Raw genomic sequence first — 16,912 nt, forward strand, 5'->3', positions numbered from 1 at the left:
GACACTGACTGCAGGACAAGTACCCACTAAAAAGTGGGATACTTACTCTTTTGAAACTATTGGCCCTGAACTGCAAGGATCCTGCCATGAGCCAGCTGGGCAAGTACACCTGCGGACTCGATGCGGCGTTCGCCGTGGTCGACGGAAAGTGGAAACCGCTCATCCTCTGGGAGCTTCAGGCCGGACCGAAGCGCTTCAACGCACTGCACCGCAGCCTGTCCGGGGTGTCCCAGAAGATGCTGACCCAGCACCTCAAGGAACTCCAGCGTCATGGCGTGGTGCACCGGGAGAGCTATCACGAGGTGCCGCCTCGGGTGGAGTACTCCATGACTCCCGCGGGTCAGGAGCTACTCGAATCCCTTGAACCGCTGGGTGATTGGGCCACCAAGCACATCGGACTGATATGCCAGGAGGAACCCGGCTAGCCGTCGAGGGTGTGCAGACTGACGTCGGACAACACTCCGGCGGCGATCCGGGCCGTCATGTAGGTGCAGTACGGCTGGCGGCGTCGGTCGGTCGGCGACCCCGGATTCAACAGGCGCAGACCGGTTTTCGCGGTCGTGTCCCACGGGATGTGGCTGTGTCCGAAGACCAGGACGTCGGTTCCGGGGTATTCCCTGGCCATCCGGGCCTCCCGCCCGGTGGCCGCACCGGTCTCGTGCACGACGGTGAATCGCAGACCGTCCAGTGTCACGTCGGCGCGCTCGGGCAGTCGCCTGCGCAGTTCAGCCCCGTCGTTGTTGCCCCAGCAGCCGATCAGGCGCGCCGCACGGGAGCTGAGCGCATCGAGCAGTGCGGGGTCGACCCAATCACCGGCGTGGACAACGGCATCCGCCTGGTCTATCTCGTCCCACACCTGAGCCGGGAGGTCCTTGGCGCGCTTGGGTACGTGGGTATCGGCGATCAGCAGCAGCCGCATCCAGCCGAGCCTAGTTGACCGATGCCGATGAGCCCGAGATCTCGTGCCGCTACACTCCGAGCATGGAACTACTACGCAACGTAGTTGTATATGCGCATCTGCTCGGTTTCGCAGTGATGGTCGGCGCCTGGATCGCCGAGGCCACGGCCCGACGCTTTCTGATCACCCCAGTGATGACCTACGGCATGACGCTGTCGCTCATCACCGGCCTGGCCCTGGCCGCACCGTGGCCTGCCGGCATCGTGCTGAACTACCCCAAGCTCGGCACCAAGCTCGTCATCCTGGTGGCGCTCGGCGCAGTGCTGGGCGTCGGCACCGCGCGGCAGCGTCGCGCGGGTGGCCAACCGGTCATGCCGCTGTTCATCGCCGCCGGCGTGTTGCCCCTGCTCGCGTCGGCGATCGCGGTGCTCTGGAACTGAGGCCCCGGCCCCGAATCTGAGCTGAACCTGAGACGTTCCCGTAAAGTTAACTGGCAAACAACCTTTGTCGGCAGATACGGGAACGATGGGTCACAGACACGCCATGGCAACCGCCAGGGTCATGCGCACGGCGGCATTCACCGGATGCGATTCACCGCACGGTGACGTCCGCGTCCGGGCGAGGACGCGTGCCGCGGAGTCCGCACGTCAAGCGCATCACGGCGTGTTTGAACGGCTGCGGCAACGTCGCTACATCGGCCAGCTGAAGGCCTCGACATCGATGGTCGCCGGCCGGTCACCGTGGATGAACGATCGCGTCACCGTGCTGCGCGGCTTCCTCGCCGATCTGCACGGCCTGCACCTCCCGCCGGAGCTGGCCCGGGTTCAGGTGGCCGGTCACATCGACCTCCTGGTCTCCGTGCTGCGACTGGACCGTCAGGCCGCGCGTCAGTTCGTCACCGACGACGTCTTACGCGAGATGGCCGTCGACATCGCCACCGCTGTCGCCTCCGAGTAGCTTTCCCCACGGCTTAGCCGCCGACGCCGAGATCGACACCAGGGTTGTTGCTTCGCAGGAATCACAGCCCTGGTGTCGATCTCGATGCACCAGGGCCCGCCCGAAACAATCCGCCAGAAACAAATCGAGGCGCAGTCCGCAGACCGCGCCTCGATTTCTATGCGTGCGCCCGAAGGGATTCGAACCCCTAACCTTCTGATCCGTAGTCAGATGCTCTATCCGTTGAGCTACGGGCGCCTAGCGTTATTCAGTTGTGCGGCTGACAAGTCAACCGTGGCGGAGGCGAGAGGATTTGAACCTCCGGTCCCCTTTAAGGGGGACAACTCATTAGCAGTGAGTCCCATTCGGCCGCTCTGGCACGCCTCCTTTGAACTTCTGTGAGGGTACCGGACTCCGTCCTGTCGCCCGAAACCGCCGAGGGCACACAGTACACAGCCTCCCCTATTCTGGCCAAGTGAGTATCCGTCTGCGCCCCGAAATGGCCGACCTCCCGGCGTACGCACCAGGCAAAACAGTTCCAGGCGCAATCAAGATCGCGAGCAACGAAACCGTGCATCCGCCGCTTCCCAGCGTGCGCGAGGCGATCCTCAAAGCCACCGAGAACATCAACCGCTATCCCGACAACGGATACCTTGACCTGCGCGAACACCTGGCCAAACACTTGCAGGGCGGAGCCTTCGCAGCCGAAAATATTTCCGTGGGCTGCGGTTCGGTGAGCTTGTGCCAGCAGTTGATACAAATCACATCCACGGTCGGCGACGAAGTCGTGTTCGGGTGGCGCAGTTTCGAGATCTATCCGCTGCAGATCCGCACCGCCGGCGCGACGGGCGTCCCGGTGCCGTTGCGTGACGAGACTCACGATCTCGACGCCATGCTCGCGGCCATCACCGACCGCACCCGGCTGATCTTCGTCTGCAACCCGAACAACCCGACCAGCACCGTGGTCGAACCCGAGGCGCTGGCCCGGTTCGTGGCGGCGGTGCCCGACGACATCCTGATCGTGCTCGACGAGGCCTACGTGGAGTACATCCGCGACGGGCTGCTGCCCGACAGCCTCGGCCTGGTCCGGTCGCACCGCAACGTGGTTGTTCTGCGCACCTTCTCGAAGGCCTACGGACTGGCCGGCCTGCGGGTCGGGTACGCCGTGGCCGATCCTGAGATCGTGACCGCGCTGGGCAAGGTCTACGTGCCGTTCAGTGCGACGAGCCTGTCCCAGGTCGCGGCCATCGCCTGCCTGGATGCCGCCGACGAACTCCTGGCCCGCACCGACGCCGTCGTCGCCGAGCGCATCCGCGTCAGCGCGGCCCTGCGTGACGCGGGATTCGAGCTCCCGCCCTCACAGGCCAACTTCGTCTGGTTGCCGTTGGCCGAACGCACGTTGGACTTCGTGGCCAGGGCCGCCGACAACCGCATCATCGTGCGCCCGTACGGTGAGGACGGCGTGCGGGTCACCATCGGGGCCCCACACGAGAACGACGCCTTTCTGGAGTTCGCCCGGGGCTGGATCGCGGGTGACGCCGGGACTCGGACAGGAGAGACCAAGTGAGCGACGCACGCGGCACGTTCGACGGATTCGTCAGCCGCGAGGGGCAGATCCCCGACGCCGAACTCGACGCGTTCTGGGCGCTGCTACGGCCCGCCGGTGTCGACTTCATGCTCGGCGAGTGGAAGGGCGGCGAGTTCCAGACCGGGCACAAGGCCAACGGATTCATGAACCGGCTCAACTGGTTCGGTAAGACATTCCGCTCGGCCGCCGAGGCCCAGCCGCTCGTCTGCCTGGATGCCGACGGCAACAAGTTCTCCAACACCGAAGCCATGAACGGCGAGGCCAGCCTGTGGCTGGAGGAGTTCCGCGGCGAGGTGACCGCGACCATGGTCTACGACGGCCGCCCCGTGCACGACCACTTCAAGGTGGTCGACGACAACACCGTCATGGGCATCATGAACGGCAAGGGCGCCGTCGACCTCACCTCGGGCATCGGCCGCTACCTGTACTTCTACCTGCAGCGCGTCTAGCCCACCGGCCGGCGGCCGGTGAACGCCAACAGTTGGTCCAGCGGTTCTGCGTCCGCGCCGATCTCGACCGGGTCGTCGAAACCCGCCCGCACCCGGCCGTCCGGGGTGATGATCTGGCGCGCCCACCCCAGGACACACTCCGGCTGCTGATCCGGCACATCGACCGACTGCCCGGTGGCCGCGGCGTAATCCCAGGCGTGCACCAGGAATTCGAGCGACAGGATCCGGGCCATCATCTGCGCCGGCGCCTCGCCCTGCCCGAACGGCACGGTGCCGTCGACCCCGCGTCGTCGCCATGCCGCCACCGCCGGCCGCGCCGCGCTGACTACCTGCTCCTCCACCGGAGTGTCGGGGTTGCGTTCGGGAATCTGCGCCCCGGCCGCCGAGCCGATCATGGTGATGGAGTTCAGGAGGTGGTCCGTCAGCCCCGACACGTCGAATTCGCGGCAAGGTGTCGGACGGGACAGATCGTCCGCGGTGATACCGCTCAGCACGCGTTGCAGCACGTCGAGGGTGGCCTCGGCACTATCGAGTTCATCCATACTCGGTAGTGTCCACGCCATGTCTGACACGTACGAGTCCGTTTCCGTCGAGATCTCCGATCACGTCGCCCAGGTGACGCTGCTGGGTCCCGGCAAGGGCAACGCGATGGGTCCGGCGTTCTGGGCCGAGATGCCCGACGTGTTCGGCACCCTCGACGCCGACCCCGAGGTGCGCGCGATCGTGCTGACCGGTTCGGGCAAGAACTTCAGCTACGGCCTCGACCTGCCCGCCATGGGCGCGACGATGCCGGGGCTGGACGCCGGCGCGAAGGCCCGTGCCGACTTCCACACCACACTGCGCAAGATGCAGGGCGCCATCACGGCCGTCGCCGACTGCCGCACCCCGACCATCGCCTCGATCCACGGCTGGTGCATCGGCGGCGGCGTCGACCTGATCAGTGCCGTGGACATCCGCTACGCCAGCACCGACGCCAAGTTCTCGGTACGTGAGACCAAGCTGGCCATCGTCGCCGACGTGGGCAGCCTGGCGCGCCTGCCACTGATCCTGTCCGATGGGCATCTGCGCGAGCTGGTTCTGACCGGTAAAGACGTGGACGCATCGCATGCCGCGCGCATCGGTCTGGTCAACAACGTGTACGACGACGCCGACGCCTCGTTGGCGGCCGCGCACGCCACCGCCAACGAGATCGCCGCCAACCCGCCGCTGACCGTCGCCGGGGTCAAGGATGTGCTGGATCAGCAGCGCACCGCCAGGGTGGCCGAGAGCCTCCGGTACGTGGCCGCCTGGAATTCGGCCTTCCTGCCGTCGAAGGATCTGGCCGAGGCGGTCACGGCGATGTTCCAGAAGCGCCCGCCCCAGTTCACCGGGGAATAGGCGTCCAGCCGAGCTCGGCCTTGGCCTTCGCGTTGGACAGCGGAAGCCAGGCCTTGCCGAACGCGGTGGCCGGATACGAGGCCAGTAGTCCGACCAGACGGTGCGAGATCGGCACCGGTCGGGGCCGGTGCAGCGTGCGGTTCAGTTCCCGGACGTAATCGCCGAACGACTGCGGACGGTCGTCGACGATGTTGTAGATCTGCCCACCGCGCCCCTTGTCGAGGGCGTCTGCGGTGGCCCGGGCGACGTCGTCGATGTGCACCCAGGACAGGATTCCGGGGCCGGTCAGCGCGGGTAGCGCCCACCACTTGGACAGGCTTCGGAACAGGTCGTCGTGGGTGACGCCGGGGCCGTAGAAAACGCCGTAGCGCAACACGATTCCCTCGGTGCCGCTGTGGTCACCGGAGCCCAGCACGGTGCGTTCCATGCCCCGCAGCGCCTCCAGGAATTCGGCCCCGTGCGGCGGTGGCGGACCCGGATAGGGATCGCTCTCGTCGATCCGGGGCGGCCCACCTGCGCCGTAACCGTAAGCGAAGATGACCGATTCCGCGACCACTCGACGCACACCGGCCCGCTGGGCCGCGGCCACCAGATTCGGCGCCCCGCGGCTCCAGAGCTCTGTCGCAGGGCCGAAGTCCTTGGGGCGCTTCGGCCCCCACTTCGGCAGCGTGGTCAGCAGGCTGACCACCGCTTCGGGCGCGAATTCAGCCATCACCGCATCGATCTGGCCGGCGTCGAGCACGTCGGCCACCACCGGCTTGGCACCCTCGGCGGAGATCTGGGCGGTCTTGCCCGACGAGCGAGTCACCCCGATCACCTCATGCCCCCTCGCGTTGAGCTCCCGCAGCAATGGGATTCCCGGGACACTGGTTGCACCCGCCACCAGGACACGCATCTATGGTTCTCCTACCTTCTCGTCGGACATGCTGATACGTAAGGCAATTGCCAACAGGACCGTGGTCAGCACCAGGCCCGCGGCTTCCAGCCAACCCACCCAGTTGCCCGCGGCGTGGTTGGTGTCGATCAGGTGGCTCAATGAATGCAGGGCCCAGTGCGCAGTGGCGAAGGCCAGCGTGGGCACCCGCCAGCGCGGCCACTTGAGCGCTGCGAGCAGCATCAACCCGAGCGGCAGTTCGAACGACGCGTTGTCGAGGATGTAGTGATCGTTGCGCACGCCGAATGCGCCGAGCGTGTCGAAGAACGCGCCCGGCGCGAACAGCATGAACAGACCGAGGATCACCGAGTAGACGCCGAATACGCCGAGGACGACCTCGGGGTAGCGCCGGGTCTGCGGCACCGGCGGCGCGGCATTGGCCATGTCATCACGCTAACGCCACAGTGGTCTCCGAGTAGGCTCCAATTCCATGGCAGATTCGGGTACCAGTTCCGGGCCGGAGCTGCTGGTCGAACTGGACCGGGCCAGCAAGGCACCGTTGCACCGTCAGCTCGCCGACGGACTGCGCGACGCCATCCGTTCCGGTCGGTTGGCCCCGGCGTCGCGGATGCCGTCCACCCGCGTGCTGTCGGCCGACCTCGGAGTGTCGAGACGGCTCGTGGTCGAGGCCTACGGGCAACTGACGGCAGAGGGATTCCTGCACAGCAGCCAGGGCGGCAGCACCCGGGTCGCGGCCGTCGACGCCGCCCCCTCCAGCTTCGGCCCCGACCGCGTCCGTCCCCGCTTCGACATCGACTTCGCCCCAGGCTCACCGGATCTCGCCAGCTTCCCGCGTCAGGCCTGGCTACGGGCCATGCGCCAGGGCCTGGCCGAGATCGAATCCAGCGCATTCGGCTACGTGGCACCCCACGGACTGCCGGCCGCCCGGACCGCGGTGGCCGACTACCTGCGCCGTACCCGGGGGGTGGTCGCCGACCCACGCCGCATCGTGTTGTGCTCGGGCGCAACACAAGCCGTCGCGCTGCTCGCCCGATGCCTGGACGGGCCGATCGCGGTGGAGGATCCGGGATTCTGGCTGCACCGAATGATCCTGCGACACAACGGCGCCGAACCGATCCCCATCCCGGTGGACGACAACGGCATCGACGTCGGTGCACTGGCCGCCACTGACGCCACCACGGTGCTGACCACCCCGGCCCATCAATCGCCGACGGGGGTGGTGCTCTCGGCCGCCCGTCGGACCGAACTACTGGAATGGGGCCAACCCGGACGGTTGATCATCGAGGACGACTACGACGCCGAGTACCGCTACGACCGGGCGCCAGTGGGTGCACTGCAAGGGGTCGCGCCCGATCGGGTGGTGTACCTCGGGTCGACCAGCAAGACCCTGGCCCCTGGACTGCGCATCGGCTGGATGGTCGTGCCCACCCACCTGATCGAGCGCGTTCGGACCGCGAAAAGCCTTGCCGATACCGGAAGTTCGGTGATGGATCAGATCGCTTTCAGCCAGTTCCTCACCTCCGGCGGCTACGACCGCCACCTGCGTCAGATGCGCCGCCGCTACCCGGCCCGGCGCGAAGCTCTGCTGGCCGCACTGTCGCGCCACCTGCCCCAGGCCGAGGTACTGGGGGCGGCCGCCGGCGTGCATCTGACCGTGCGGTTCCCGCCCGGCTTCCCCATCGACGACCTGACCCGCCGCGCCGCCGAGTTACGCATCCGGCTGGAGCCGCTGGCACCGTGTTACTCCGACCCTTCCAGCGCGCAGCCCGGGCTGATCCTGGGTTACGCCAACCTCACCGAGTCCCAGATCGCCACCGGCGTGGAGATGCTCGGTGAGGCTGCGCACTGAGTCACCCGTGCGCGGCGGTCTGATCCACGTTCCGGTCCGACTGCTTGATGCCCAATTTGCCGACCACGTAATCGGCTGCCTGATCGGTCAGCCCGTTGGCGGCGTACAAGTTGTGCGCATTGTTATCGCTACCGGTCGGCGAGCACACCGGGTCCTCCGGGATGCACAGGTCATCCGTCTTGGCGGTGTACCGGGAACCGACCGTGATCGGCGGTGCGCCGGTGTAGATCATCTGCAGGAAGCCGCTCGACGGCTTGCCGAACAGTGCCACCGCGGCGACATGGTCGGCCACCTCGGCGGGCAACGGGCCACTGATGCTCGGCGGCAACACGAACCCCTGCGGCACCGCATCCTCGGTGAGGTAAGCGGTCACTGCAGCACCCTGCGAGAAACCGCCCAGCACGATCTTGGTGTCGGGGCACGCAGCCACCGTGGCCCTGACCTTGTTGCTCGCGTCGGCGACGCCGTCCGCCGCAGTCGCAAAGTCAAGTGACGCTGGGTAATTCACCGCGTAGACATCGACGGACTTCCCGCCGGCCCTGGCCTGCAGCGCATTCACGAACGCGTCCCCGACGCCACCGACTCCCGGTGGCTCGAACGTGCCCCGCGCGAAGACAACCTGCACGTCCGCACACGATTCCGCAGAAGCCTGACCGGCAGCGGCGATGCACCCACCCGCCACGAACGCCGACGATGCCACCGCCGCCAACCAACGACCAATCCGGTTCATTTTCGACCCCACACTCGTTCCGACCCACCATAACTTTTCGTGCCAACTACTCCTCGATACCCAAGATCAAGGCCGGGCGAATCTCTCCGGGTGTGTGATGTGCGACACATTTAGCCGATGCGGCGGGGGTCTTCGATTTGCTACGAGGCGGCCCCGACGCGCTGGCGCTCGCGCTTTTCCTCGTAGAACCGGGCCCGTTCATCGACCGCGTCGAGGAACTGGGCGAGCTCCTCGCGGGCCTTCTCACCTTCTGGCCCGAAATCGGTTCGATCGAAGATCCGCCAGAAGCGCAGCACCGGCTGCACCACGTCGTCGTGATGGACACGCAGGTCGTAGATGCCCGCCTTGGCGATGGTGATCGCGTTCTGCGCGAAGTCGGCCATTCCGAGCCCGGGCATCGCGAAGTTCACCACCTCATCGCGGATGGCCATCATCGAGGCATCGGGCGCCAGGTCCAGCGCGGCCGCCATGAGATTGCGGTAGAACACCATGTGCAGGTTCTCGTCGGCGGCGATCCGACCGAGGAGTTGATCGGCGATCGGGCAGCCGGATGCCCGCCCGGTGTTGCGATGCGATACCCGGGTGGCCAGCTCCTGGAACGACACATAAGCCATCGCCGCCAACGGTGTCTTGTCGCCCGAGTCATATCCGGCGACCGTATGTGCCATGCGAAGACGTTCCAGGGCAACCGGATCCACACCGCGCGTGACAACGAGGTAGTCGCGCAGAGCGATGCTGTGGCGGCCCTCTTCGGCCGTCCACTGCCCGACCCAGGTGCCCCACGCGCCGTCGCGGGAGAACCGCGTGGCTATCTCGCGGTGATAAGACGGCAGGTTGTCTTCGGTCAGCAGGTTGACGGTCATGGCCACCTTGGCGACAGGGTCCAGCGGCGAATCCTCGGGCTGCCAGTCTTCTCCGCCCATGAAGGCGAAGTCGCGCCCCCTGCTCCACGGAACGTAGTCGTGTGGAAACCATTCCCGCGCCATCGACAGGTGACGGTCAAGGTTGCTCGCGACAACCGGTTCCAGTTCGTGGAGCACTCCGCTCTGGGTGTCCATTCCGGTCCTCCCAACGTGTGGCAGCGCGTCGACGTCAGCGCGCCGTTCCCAACCTACGGTACCGTAGGTTACGGAACCGTAGGTTACGTTTTCGTGAAACGAAAGGCCCCAGACAACCGGCCGAGCTCACGTGCCCTTCGGTGCCGCGGCCTCGAGCTCGCGGAGCAATTCGAGCGACAGGAAGGTCATGGCGCCCTTGTCCTCGAATTTGTGGGCCACGTTGCCGGCGATGCCGCCCTGCACTGCGAGCTCGCCGATGAGATCGAGCTTGAGCTGCGGGCTGCCCTCGGAGAAGTCGAGATCTGCGAGGTCGACCCACACGATGTTGGGCCGGGTGGTGGACTCGTAGACGTACCGCTTGTTGGTGAGATCGAGCACCACCTGCCAGATGGTCTGCGAGGCGTCGGGCTTGCCCGGGTCGGGGATGCGGAAGGGCTGCGCGGCGTTGCGGATCACCGAGAACATGCTTGCGATGGCCTCCACCTGGCTGGACGGCTTGGGCAGCCGGCCGGCGTAGTAGCTGGCGCGGGCGAACCGGTCGCTGGCCAGGGTGGAGCCGGGGATCGGTTGCTCGCCGCCAAGACCGGTGAACGACTTCACCAGCTCCAGCTGCTGATCGAAGGTCGGCGAATTCGTCATCACCGTGTAGTCCTTCGAGTGGTACACCCGGGCCTTGCCGTCGACGTACTCGATGATCGCCGAGTCCCCGGTCGCGTCGTCGAGTGCCAGGTGCAGTCCGGGGCGGACGCCGCCGGTCGGATCGTCCATCTGCACCACCTGCACATCGGTCTCCGCGATCCACGCCGTCGCCTCGGCGACAGTCGCGAAGTTGTCCAGGAAGTACTGCAGCCAGATACCTTGGCCGAGCTGGGTGCGTGAATCGTCCGGTTCACCGTAGGTGGATTCGGCCAGCCACAGGATGTGCCCGGCCAGACCTGCCTCGTTCATACCGTCGACGGAGGTGATGTCGAAGGCGGAAGCAACCACGCTGCCGTACTTCGAGGTCCAGGTGAGCCTGCCCGAAACCGCATCGTCCCGCTTGACGCCGCGCGGCTGCTTCCACAGGTTGGTCATCAAGTCCTTGTGGAAGTCCATGTTCCTGCCGACCAGAACCGCATCGCCCGCTTCGGGCCAGATGACTCGCGTGCACATTGGGGCGAGCCTAGTGCCGGCGCCCGTACACGTACGGCGAACCCACGGACCAGTTCTCGCACACGCACGTCGGTGAATCACTCGTGTCTGGCGACAGGTATGTAAATAAGTGTCGCCATCATCGGGTTATGGCGACACTTCCCCCGCTCAGCTACGAGACGCTGCACTGGACCCCGAGCCTGGACAGCCAGTCGTCAACGGTGTGCTTCTGCGCGAGGAGCTGGGAATCCCTACTGACCACCCCCGCCGCTATATCGGTCCCCTCGCCGAGGCGGGGATCGTTGTCGAGTTCACCGACCGAGCGCGTAACCGTGCCTGGCGCACACCTGAAATCCTGGATGCACTGGACGATTTCGCCGAACGGGCCGGACGACGGGGGTGAATCGTTCGGCCACCGGGTGTGGCAAGGTGTGGCAATCTTCCTGATCCGCGGTGTCGATACCCGAATCAACGCCACTCCTGATGGCGGTGGCGGAGGGATTTGAACCCCCGGTGGGGATTAACCCACTCTCGCTTTCAAGGCGAGTGCATTAGGCCGCTCTGCCACGCCACCGCCGACAAGAGTACGGGTTTCACACCCGACCGATGTGGGCGGGCGGCGCTCCGTTCTTCAGCGCGACGCTGATCCGGCGACAGTTCTCCCCCATTGCCGCGATCTGCGGACGCGAGAGCCTGCCGAGGAAGTGCGAGCGGACACCCTGGCCGTACGTCACCATCGCCTCGCGAACAGCGACCCTGCCTTCTTCGGTGATCGTGGCGACCACGCCGCGCCCATCGTCCGGACTGGCACACCGGGTTACCAGATTCTGAACTTCCAGCCGCCGGATCTGCCGGGTCACCCGGCTGGGCAGAGACATCAGCCGCTCGGCCAAGTCACCCATCCGCGCCGACCCGGTCGACGACTTGTCCAAGATATCGAGCAGGCGCACATCATTCAGCGTCAGATGATGCGCGTCCACCAACGACCGGTTCAAGGTCGCATACATTCGCAACGCCGAGTCGAGATAGTTTTGCCATGACCTCTGCTCGGCGATGTCCAGGCCCGGCATGTCACCCGCCGTGCGCCCCGCAATCATCCCCACCATGGCCGCAATCGTAAGCGACGTCAGTATTGCTGCGCTTGGGAAATAGAAGGCTTGTACCGTGGAAATAATGCATGCAATTGTCGCTTCCGTCGATGGCCATCTGACCTGGGAAAACGTCGCTGATATTGAAGCAGCAAAGGGAGAAATTCTGATCCGGGTTCATGCCGCGGGCGTCAACCGAGCCGATCTGCTGCAGGCGGCGGGCAAGTATCCGCCCCCGCCAGGCGCCAGTGAGGTCATCGGACTGGAGGTGTCAGGCACCGTCGCCGCACTCGGCGCGAATGTTACCGACTGGTCAGTTGGGCAACCGGTATGCGCATTGCTCGCCGGCGGCGGCTACGCCGAATACGTCGCGGTACCCGCCGCCCAGGTGCTGCCATTGCCTGATGGCGTTGCCCTGAGCGACGCCGCAGGACTGCCCGAGGTGGCCTCCACAGTGTGGTCGAACCTCGTGATGACTGCGGGTCTGAAGGCCGGTCAGCTCGTCCTGTTGCACGGCGGCGCCAGCGGCATCGGCACCCACGCCACCCAGGTGGCCCACGCGCTCGGCGCCCGGGTTGCGGTGACGGCGGGCTCCGCCGACAAGCTCGCCCTGTGCCGCGAACTCGGCGCCGATATCACCGTCAACTACCGCGACGAGGACTTCGTAGAACGGGTGCGGGCCGAGACCAGCGGCGTGGGCGCCAACGTGATCCTCGACATCATGGGAGCCGCCTACCTGGACCGCAATGTCGACGCCCTGGCCACCGGCGGACGCCTGGTGATCATCGGCATGCAGGGCGGCGTCAAGGCCGAACTGAACATCGCCAAGCTGCTCGGTAAACGGGCCGGAGTGATCGCCACCTCGCTGCGCCCGCGCCCCGTCGAAGGATCCGGCAGCAAGGGCGAGATCGTGCGGGCTGTGCTCGACAACGTCTGGCCGATGATCGCCGACGGGCGGGTACGGCCGATCATCGGCGCCGAACTGCCCATCCAGCAGGCCCAGCGCGCCCACGAACTGCTCGCGTCCGGCGAGGTATCGGGAAAGATCGTCCTGACGGTTTAGCCCACCGCGACGGGAGGAGCAATCAGCCCAGGGAGGCCAGAGCCCGCACGAGCTGATCGACCTCGGCGCCCGTCGAGTAGTGCGACAGCCCCACTGTCACCGCGCCACCGATGTCGTTCACCCCGATCACATCGAGCACTCGCGAGCTGGCATTCGACATCGCCAGGATGCCGTTGTCGGCCAACCGCTGCACGACCCGCTCGGCCGGGATGTCCCGCACTACGAAGCTGAGCACCGGAATCTGCGACTCCGGCCTGCCGATCACCATTACCAACGGCAACGAGCGCAGCGAGGCCACCAGGTACTCGAACAGGCGGTCCAGATACGCGCCGGCGGACTGCATCGACACGGCCAGCCGTTCGCGGCGCGAGCCGCTGGCCGAATCATCGAGGTTCGACAGGTACTCGATGCTGGCCACCACGCCACCCAGCAGGCCGTACTGGTGCATGCCCACTTCCAGGCGGGCCGGACCGGTCGCCTGGGGATTCAACGAGACCGAGGCCAGCGAGTCGATCACCGACGGGTCGCGGAACACCAGGGCACCGATCGGCGGGCCGCCCCACGGCACCGCATTGAGGGCGACGACGTCGGCGTCGATCTCGTTGATGTCGATCAGCCGGTACGGGGCCGCGGCCGAGTGGTCGACAACCACCAGTCCGCCGACCTCATGCGTGAGCTTGGTCACCTCGCTCAGATCGGTGACGGTCCCCAGCGTGGACGACGCCGAAGCGATCGCCACCAGGCGGGTCGGCTTGTCGATCAAGCCTTCCCACTGCCAGGACGGCAGCTCACCCGTCTCGATGTCGACCTCGGCCCACTTCACCTTGGCGCCATAGCGATTCGCAGCCCGCAACCAGGGCGCGATGTTCGCCTCGTCATCCAGGCGGGTGACCACCACCTCGTAGCCGAGCCCGACCCGACTCGAGGACGCCTCGGCCAGCGCGGTCAGCAGTTGAGCCCGGTCCGCGCCGAGCACCACGCCCCGCGGATCGGCGTTGACCAGGTCGGCGACAGCTTGGCGGGCAGCGGTGAGGACGGCCGCGCTACGGCGTGCCGATGGATGCGGTCCCACTGCCGTGGGCATCGAGCCTCGGAACGCGGTGGACACCGTCGTCGCGACGGAATCGGGCACCAGCATGCCGTTCTGGGCATCGAAGTGGACCCACCCATCGCCCAATGACGGGTGCAAGCCCCGCACCCGGGCGACGTCGTATGCCATGCCAGCCACCTTAGAGCGTCCGCAAATATCACAAACCGACACGATTTGGTGAGCGCCCGACCGCACGTTTGCACTTGAAGAGACCATGCTCGGACCGGGTCACCCTGGGCAGCCATACTAGTCCAGTGGGCTTCGGGTTCGGAGTGCTAATCGCACTGTTGTTGCTGGTGATCCCCGGGGCGCTGATAGCCAGAGCCGGCGGGCTGACCGTGTCGACGGCAGTCGCGGTGGGTCCGGCCTTGACCTACGGCACCGTCGCATTGACGATCGTCCCTCTCGGGGCCATCGGCGTGCCGTGGAACGCGTGGACCGCGTTGTTTGCTGTGGCCATCATTGCTGCCATTGCGGCCGGCTTGCGGAGGCTCCTTGCCCGCTTCCGTGACCGCGACGCCGAGGGGTCAGCCATGACGGGGCGGCCCGCAGTGGTGGTTGCGGTGGGAGTGCTGCTGGGCGCCGCACTGATTGCTGCCGCGGCCTTCGCCGGCCTGGTGCACTGGCAATCCGTCCCCAGCACCTGGGACTCGGTGTGGCACGCCAACACCATCCGGTGGATCCTCGACACCGGCCAGGCCTCGCCGACCCACATGGGCGAACTCCGCAACGTCGAGACCCACGAGGCGCTCTACTACCCGTCGGCCTTCCACGCCCTGGCCGCCGTCTACTGCCAGCTCACCGGCGCCGCCGCGACCACCGCTTACACCGTGAGTTCGGTGGCCGCTGCGGTGTGGCTGTTCCCGGTCAGTGCCGCGGTGCTGACGTGGAAGGTGCTCCGCCCGCACACCTGCGAGATGCGCACCGCTGTCGCTGCGGGCACGGCCGCGGCACTCGCCGCGTCGTTCACCGCGGTGCCCTACGTCGAATTCGATGTCGCGGCGATGCCCAACCTGGTGGCCTACGGACTCGCGGTACCGGTGTTCGTCCTGATCACCTCGACGCCGGCACATCGCGACCGCATCGGTCTGGCCGTGCTCGCCACGGTCGGGGTCTTCTCGGTGCACCTCACCGGCGGCGTGGTGACGGCGCTGTTGGTGGGCGTCTGGTGGCTGGCGGATGCGCTGTGGCGGCCGGTGCGCGGCCGGCTGTCCGACTTCCTGGCGCTGGCGGCCGTCGCGGTGCCGACCCTGCTGATCCTTCTCCCCCAGTTTCTCGGGGTCCTTCAGCAGGCCGACATCATCGTCGGGCACGCCTTCGTCAACCACCTCGGCAAGAAGTATTCGCTGTTCGCGGCGGTCGTCCAGCACACCCGCCACCTCAACGACTTCCCGATCCAGAACGCACTCATCGCCCTGGCGGCCATCGGCGGACTGGTCATGCTGGTGCGGAAGATCTGGTGGCCGCTGGCGGTGTGGCTGATCCTGATCGCGTCGATCGTGCATTCCGGTGCCCCGTTCGGCGGGCCGCTGGGCGTCATCACCGGCAAGTTCAGCGACCTGTTCTACAGCGATCCGCGTCGCCTGTCGGCGGTGGTCACGATGCTGTACGCACCGATGGCCGCCATCGGCCTGGGCGCACTGGTCCTGCTGGGCGCCGCTGTCCTGCGCCGGACCGGCGCCCGCCCGGCGTGGATCCGTGCGACGGCTGCCGTCGCACTGGTCGCCACCACCGTGGGGCTGGCCTGGCATTACTTCCCCCGGCACAAGTACCTGCTCGGACAGAAGTACGACTCGGTGATTATCGACGCCAAGGACCTGGAGGCCTTCGCCTACCTGGCTGAGCTTCCCGATGCCCGGACCACGCTGATCGGCGACGCCAACACCGACGGGACCGCCTGGATGTACGCGGTTTCGGGGCTGCACCCGCTGTGGACCCACTACGACTATCCGGTACAACAGGGCCCCGGGTACCACCGGTTCATCTTCTGGGCGTACGCCGACGACGCGGACACCGATCCCAGGGTTGCCGAGGCGGTTGAGGCGCTCGACATCCGCTACGTGATCACCAGTACACCGGTGGTTCGAGGGTTCGTCATGCCCGACGGACTAGTGTCGCTAGACAGCTCACGGTCGTGGGAGAAGATCTACGACAACGGTGAGGACCGCATCTACCGCTGGCACCGAGAGAACGCGGCGACCAAAAAGAACTGACACGAGACCGAACTGTTCCAAGGGAAGGCCATGACCATCAACCCCGACGATGACAACATCGAGATCCTGGCCAGCACGGCCGATGAGATTGATGCCGACGCTGACGGCAAGTCGCTGACAGACCTCGTCGAACAACCGGCGAAGGTCATGCGCATCGGCACGATGATCAAGCAGCTGCTCGAAGAGGTGCGCGCGGCTCCGCTCGACGACGCCAGCCGCAACCGGCTGCGCGACATCCACCGGACCAGCATCCGTGAACTCGAGGACGGTCTGGCCCCCGAACTGCGTGAAGAACTCGAGCGGCTGACCCTGCCCTTCACCGAGGACAGCGCGCCGTCGGACGCCGAACTCCGCATCGCGCAGGCACAGTTGGTGGGCTGGCTGGAAGGGTTGTTCCACGGAATCCAGACGGCGTTGTTCGCCCAGCAGATGGCCGCCCGCTCCCAGCTCGAGCAGATGCGCCAGGGCGCGCTTCCGCCAGGGCTGCAGGTCCCGGGCGGACAGCGCGGCGGCACTCACCCCGGCACCGGCCAGTACCTGTAGGTTG

General features: G+C 66.5%; 20 protein-coding genes and 3 tRNA genes. 11 read left to right on the top strand and 12 right to left on the bottom strand.

Going from position 1 to position 16,912, the window contains the following annotated elements; translation table 11 throughout:
• Positions 1 to 86: 86 nt before the first annotated feature.
• A complete protein-coding gene (locus HBE63_RS23950; protein ID WP_166906969.1) occupies positions 87 to 425 on the top strand; it encodes a helix-turn-helix domain-containing protein in 339 nt (112 codons plus the stop codon).
• Here HBE63_RS23950 and HBE63_RS23955 read toward each other — a convergent pair.
• Positions 422 to 919, bottom strand: a complete 498-nt coding sequence (locus HBE63_RS23955) for a metallophosphoesterase (RefSeq protein ID WP_166906970.1) — start codon at positions 917 to 919, stop codon at positions 422 to 424. The genes HBE63_RS23950 and HBE63_RS23955 overlap by 4 nt on opposite strands.
• A 62-nt stretch (positions 920 to 981) precedes the next feature.
• On the opposite strand from HBE63_RS23955, the gene HBE63_RS23960 reads away from it, so the two are divergent.
• Positions 982 to 1,338 carry a Fe-S protein gene (locus HBE63_RS23960; RefSeq protein ID WP_166906971.1) on the top strand — a complete coding sequence of 119 codons (357 nt, stop codon included), beginning with the start codon at positions 982 to 984 and terminating at the stop codon, positions 1,336 to 1,338.
• A 103-nt stretch (positions 1,339 to 1,441) separates the two neighbouring features.
• Positions 1,442 to 1,855: a hypothetical protein gene (locus HBE63_RS23965; RefSeq protein ID WP_243858255.1), complete on the top strand. Its 414-nt coding sequence runs from the start codon at positions 1,442 to 1,444 to the stop codon at positions 1,853 to 1,855.
• Positions 1,856 to 2,019: 164 nt separating this feature from the next.
• On the opposite strand, the gene HBE63_RS23970 is transcribed toward HBE63_RS23965, so the two are convergent.
• Both HBE63_RS23970 and HBE63_RS23975 read right to left on the bottom strand, forming a co-directional pair.
• Positions 2,020 to 2,092, bottom strand: a tRNA-Arg gene (locus HBE63_RS23970).
• Positions 2,093 to 2,129: 37 nt separating this feature from the next.
• Positions 2,130 to 2,221: transfer RNA gene (locus tag HBE63_RS23975), tRNA-Ser, on the bottom strand.
• 88 nt (positions 2,222 to 2,309) lie between these two features.
• On the opposite strand from HBE63_RS23975, the gene hisC reads away from it, so the two are divergent.
• Positions 2,310 to 3,401, top strand: coding sequence for a histidinol-phosphate transaminase (gene hisC, locus HBE63_RS23980; RefSeq protein WP_166906973.1), 1,092 nt, complete (start codon positions 2,310 to 2,312; stop codon positions 3,399 to 3,401).
• Positions 3,398 to 3,871 carry a DUF4334 domain-containing protein gene (locus tag HBE63_RS23985; protein WP_166906974.1) on the top strand — a complete coding sequence of 158 codons (474 nt, stop codon included), beginning with the start codon at positions 3,398 to 3,400 and terminating at the stop codon, positions 3,869 to 3,871. Before hisC ends, HBE63_RS23985 begins: the two co-directional genes overlap by 4 nt.
• Here the strand turns inward: HBE63_RS23985 and HBE63_RS23990 are convergent.
• The gene (locus HBE63_RS23990) at positions 3,868 to 4,413 is read right to left on the bottom strand and encodes a TIGR03086 family metal-binding protein (protein ID WP_166906975.1); all 546 of its coding nucleotides are present in this window, start codon (positions 4,411 to 4,413) and stop codon (positions 3,868 to 3,870) included. The genes HBE63_RS23985 and HBE63_RS23990 overlap by 4 nt on opposite strands.
• A gap of 19 nt (positions 4,414 to 4,432) precedes the next feature.
• On the opposite strand from HBE63_RS23990, the gene HBE63_RS23995 reads away from it, so the two are divergent.
• Positions 4,433 to 5,248, top strand: a complete 816-nt coding sequence (locus HBE63_RS23995) for a crotonase/enoyl-CoA hydratase family protein (RefSeq protein WP_166906976.1) — start codon at positions 4,433 to 4,435, stop codon at positions 5,246 to 5,248.
• Here the strand turns inward: HBE63_RS23995 and HBE63_RS24000 are convergent.
• Together HBE63_RS24000 and HBE63_RS24005 are read right to left on the bottom strand one after the other, a co-directional pair.
• Positions 5,235 to 6,143: an NAD(P)-dependent oxidoreductase gene (locus HBE63_RS24000; protein WP_166906977.1), complete on the bottom strand. Its 909-nt coding sequence runs from the start codon at positions 6,141 to 6,143 to the stop codon at positions 5,235 to 5,237. The genes HBE63_RS23995 and HBE63_RS24000 overlap by 14 nt on opposite strands.
• The gene (locus tag HBE63_RS24005) at positions 6,144 to 6,566 is read right to left on the bottom strand and encodes a hypothetical protein (protein WP_166906978.1); all 423 of its coding nucleotides are present in this window, start codon (positions 6,564 to 6,566) and stop codon (positions 6,144 to 6,146) included. It abuts the gene before it with no gap.
• A 46-nt stretch (positions 6,567 to 6,612) separates the two neighbouring features.
• Here HBE63_RS24005 and HBE63_RS24010 point away from each other — a divergent pair, with 46 nt between their 5' ends.
• Positions 6,613 to 7,992, top strand: coding sequence for a PLP-dependent aminotransferase family protein (locus tag HBE63_RS24010; RefSeq protein WP_166906979.1), 1,380 nt, complete (start codon positions 6,613 to 6,615; stop codon positions 7,990 to 7,992).
• Between the two features lies 1 nt (position 7,993).
• Here the strand turns inward: HBE63_RS24010 and HBE63_RS24015 are convergent, their stop codons facing one another.
• From HBE63_RS24015 to HBE63_RS24025, 3 genes are all read right to left on the bottom strand, one after another.
• Entirely contained in the window at positions 7,994 to 8,722 is a 729-nt protein-coding gene (locus tag HBE63_RS24015; protein WP_243858257.1) for a cutinase family protein, read from the bottom strand.
• Positions 8,723 to 8,862: 140 nt separating this feature from the next.
• The gene (locus HBE63_RS24020; protein ID WP_166906980.1) at positions 8,863 to 9,780 is read right to left on the bottom strand and encodes an acyl-ACP desaturase; all 918 of its coding nucleotides are present in this window, start codon (positions 9,778 to 9,780) and stop codon (positions 8,863 to 8,865) included.
• Between the two features lie 126 nt (positions 9,781 to 9,906).
• The gene (locus HBE63_RS24025; protein ID WP_166906981.1) at positions 9,907 to 10,932 is read right to left on the bottom strand and encodes a linear amide C-N hydrolase; all 1,026 of its coding nucleotides are present in this window, start codon (positions 10,930 to 10,932) and stop codon (positions 9,907 to 9,909) included.
• A gap of 128 nt (positions 10,933 to 11,060) precedes the next feature.
• Here HBE63_RS24025 and HBE63_RS24030 point away from each other — a divergent pair, with 128 nt between their 5' ends.
• Positions 11,061 to 11,417, top strand: a complete 357-nt coding sequence (locus tag HBE63_RS24030; RefSeq protein ID WP_166906982.1) for a hypothetical protein — start codon at positions 11,061 to 11,063, stop codon at positions 11,415 to 11,417.
• On the opposite strand, the gene HBE63_RS24035 is transcribed toward HBE63_RS24030, so the two are convergent.
• Both HBE63_RS24035 and HBE63_RS24040 read right to left on the bottom strand, forming a co-directional pair.
• Positions 11,396 to 11,485: transfer RNA gene (locus HBE63_RS24035), tRNA-Ser, on the bottom strand. The two genes, HBE63_RS24030 and HBE63_RS24035, sit on opposite strands and share 22 nt — an antisense overlap.
• A gap of 19 nt (positions 11,486 to 11,504) precedes the next feature.
• On the bottom strand, positions 11,505 to 12,017 hold the full coding sequence (locus tag HBE63_RS24040) for a MarR family winged helix-turn-helix transcriptional regulator (RefSeq protein ID WP_166906983.1): 513 nt from the start codon (positions 12,015 to 12,017) through the stop codon (positions 11,505 to 11,507).
• 67 nt (positions 12,018 to 12,084) lie between these two features.
• Between HBE63_RS24040 and HBE63_RS24045 the strand changes: the two genes are divergently transcribed.
• Complete coding sequence (locus HBE63_RS24045) at positions 12,085 to 13,062, top strand: NAD(P)H-quinone oxidoreductase (RefSeq protein ID WP_166906984.1); 978 nt, start codon at positions 12,085 to 12,087, stop codon at positions 13,060 to 13,062.
• 22 nt (positions 13,063 to 13,084) lie between these two features.
• Here the strand turns inward: HBE63_RS24045 and HBE63_RS24050 are convergent, their stop codons facing one another.
• Entirely contained in the window at positions 13,085 to 14,281 is a 1,197-nt protein-coding gene (locus HBE63_RS24050) for a cysteine desulfurase-like protein (RefSeq protein ID WP_166906985.1), read from the bottom strand.
• A gap of 125 nt (positions 14,282 to 14,406) precedes the next feature.
• On the opposite strand from HBE63_RS24050, the gene HBE63_RS24055 reads away from it, so the two are divergent.
• Together HBE63_RS24055 and HBE63_RS24060 are read left to right on the top strand one after the other, a co-directional pair.
• Entirely contained in the window at positions 14,407 to 16,365 is a 1,959-nt protein-coding gene (locus HBE63_RS24055; protein ID WP_166906986.1) for a DUF6541 family protein, read from the top strand.
• Positions 16,366 to 16,395: 30 nt separating this feature from the next.
• Positions 16,396 to 16,908, top strand: coding sequence for a bacterial proteasome activator family protein (locus HBE63_RS24060; RefSeq protein WP_166906987.1), 513 nt, complete (start codon positions 16,396 to 16,398; stop codon positions 16,906 to 16,908).
• The last annotated feature ends 4 nt before the right edge of the window (positions 16,909 to 16,912 follow it).

This window comes from Mycobacterium sp. DL440, from assembly GCF_011745145.1.
Classification (GTDB): Bacteria; Actinomycetota; Actinomycetes; order Mycobacteriales; family Mycobacteriaceae; genus Mycobacterium.

Bases quoted from the DNA above. Each gene is read 5' to 3' on its own strand.
- HBE63_RS24040 (WP_166906983.1), bottom strand. From the start codon at position 12,017: ATGGTGGGGATGATTGCGGGGCGCACGGCGGGTGACATGCCGGGCCTG.
- HBE63_RS23960 (WP_166906971.1), top strand. From the start codon at position 982: ATGGAACTACTACGCAACGTAGTTGTATATGCGCATCTGCTCGGTTTC.
- HBE63_RS24020 (WP_166906980.1), bottom strand. From the start codon at position 9,780: ATGGACACCCAGAGCGGAGTGCTCCACGAACTGGAACCGGTTGTCGCG.
- HBE63_RS23965 (WP_243858255.1), top strand. From the start codon at position 1,442: ATGGCAACCGCCAGGGTCATGCGCACGGCGGCATTCACCGGATGCGAT.
- HBE63_RS24005 (WP_166906978.1), bottom strand. From the start codon at position 6,566: ATGGCCAATGCCGCGCCGCCGGTGCCGCAGACCCGGCGCTACCCCGAG.
- HBE63_RS24010 (WP_166906979.1), top strand. From the start codon at position 6,613: ATGGCAGATTCGGGTACCAGTTCCGGGCCGGAGCTGCTGGTCGAACTG.
- HBE63_RS24045 (WP_166906984.1), top strand. From the start codon at position 12,085: ATGCATGCAATTGTCGCTTCCGTCGATGGCCATCTGACCTGGGAAAAC.
- HBE63_RS23995 (WP_166906976.1), top strand. From the start codon at position 4,433: ATGTCTGACACGTACGAGTCCGTTTCCGTCGAGATCTCCGATCACGTC.
- HBE63_RS23950 (WP_166906969.1), top strand. From the start codon at position 87: ATGAGCCAGCTGGGCAAGTACACCTGCGGACTCGATGCGGCGTTCGCC.
- HBE63_RS24015 (WP_243858257.1), bottom strand. From the start codon at position 8,722: ATGAACCGGATTGGTCGTTGGTTGGCGGCGGTGGCATCGTCGGCGTTC.
- HBE63_RS24060 (WP_166906987.1), top strand. From the start codon at position 16,396: ATGACCATCAACCCCGACGATGACAACATCGAGATCCTGGCCAGCACG.
- HBE63_RS24050 (WP_166906985.1), bottom strand. From the start codon at position 14,281: ATGGCATACGACGTCGCCCGGGTGCGGGGCTTGCACCCGTCATTGGGC.
- HBE63_RS23990 (WP_166906975.1), bottom strand. From the start codon at position 4,413: ATGGATGAACTCGATAGTGCCGAGGCCACCCTCGACGTGCTGCAACGC.
- HBE63_RS24000 (WP_166906977.1), bottom strand. From the start codon at position 6,143: ATGCGTGTCCTGGTGGCGGGTGCAACCAGTGTCCCGGGAATCCCATTG.
- HBE63_RS23955 (WP_166906970.1), bottom strand. From the start codon at position 919: ATGCGGCTGCTGCTGATCGCCGATACCCACGTACCCAAGCGCGCCAAG.
- HBE63_RS24025 (WP_166906981.1), bottom strand. From the start codon at position 10,932: ATGTGCACGCGAGTCATCTGGCCCGAAGCGGGCGATGCGGTTCTGGTC.
- HBE63_RS24030 (WP_166906982.1), top strand. From the start codon at position 11,061: ATGGCGACACTTCCCCCGCTCAGCTACGAGACGCTGCACTGGACCCCG.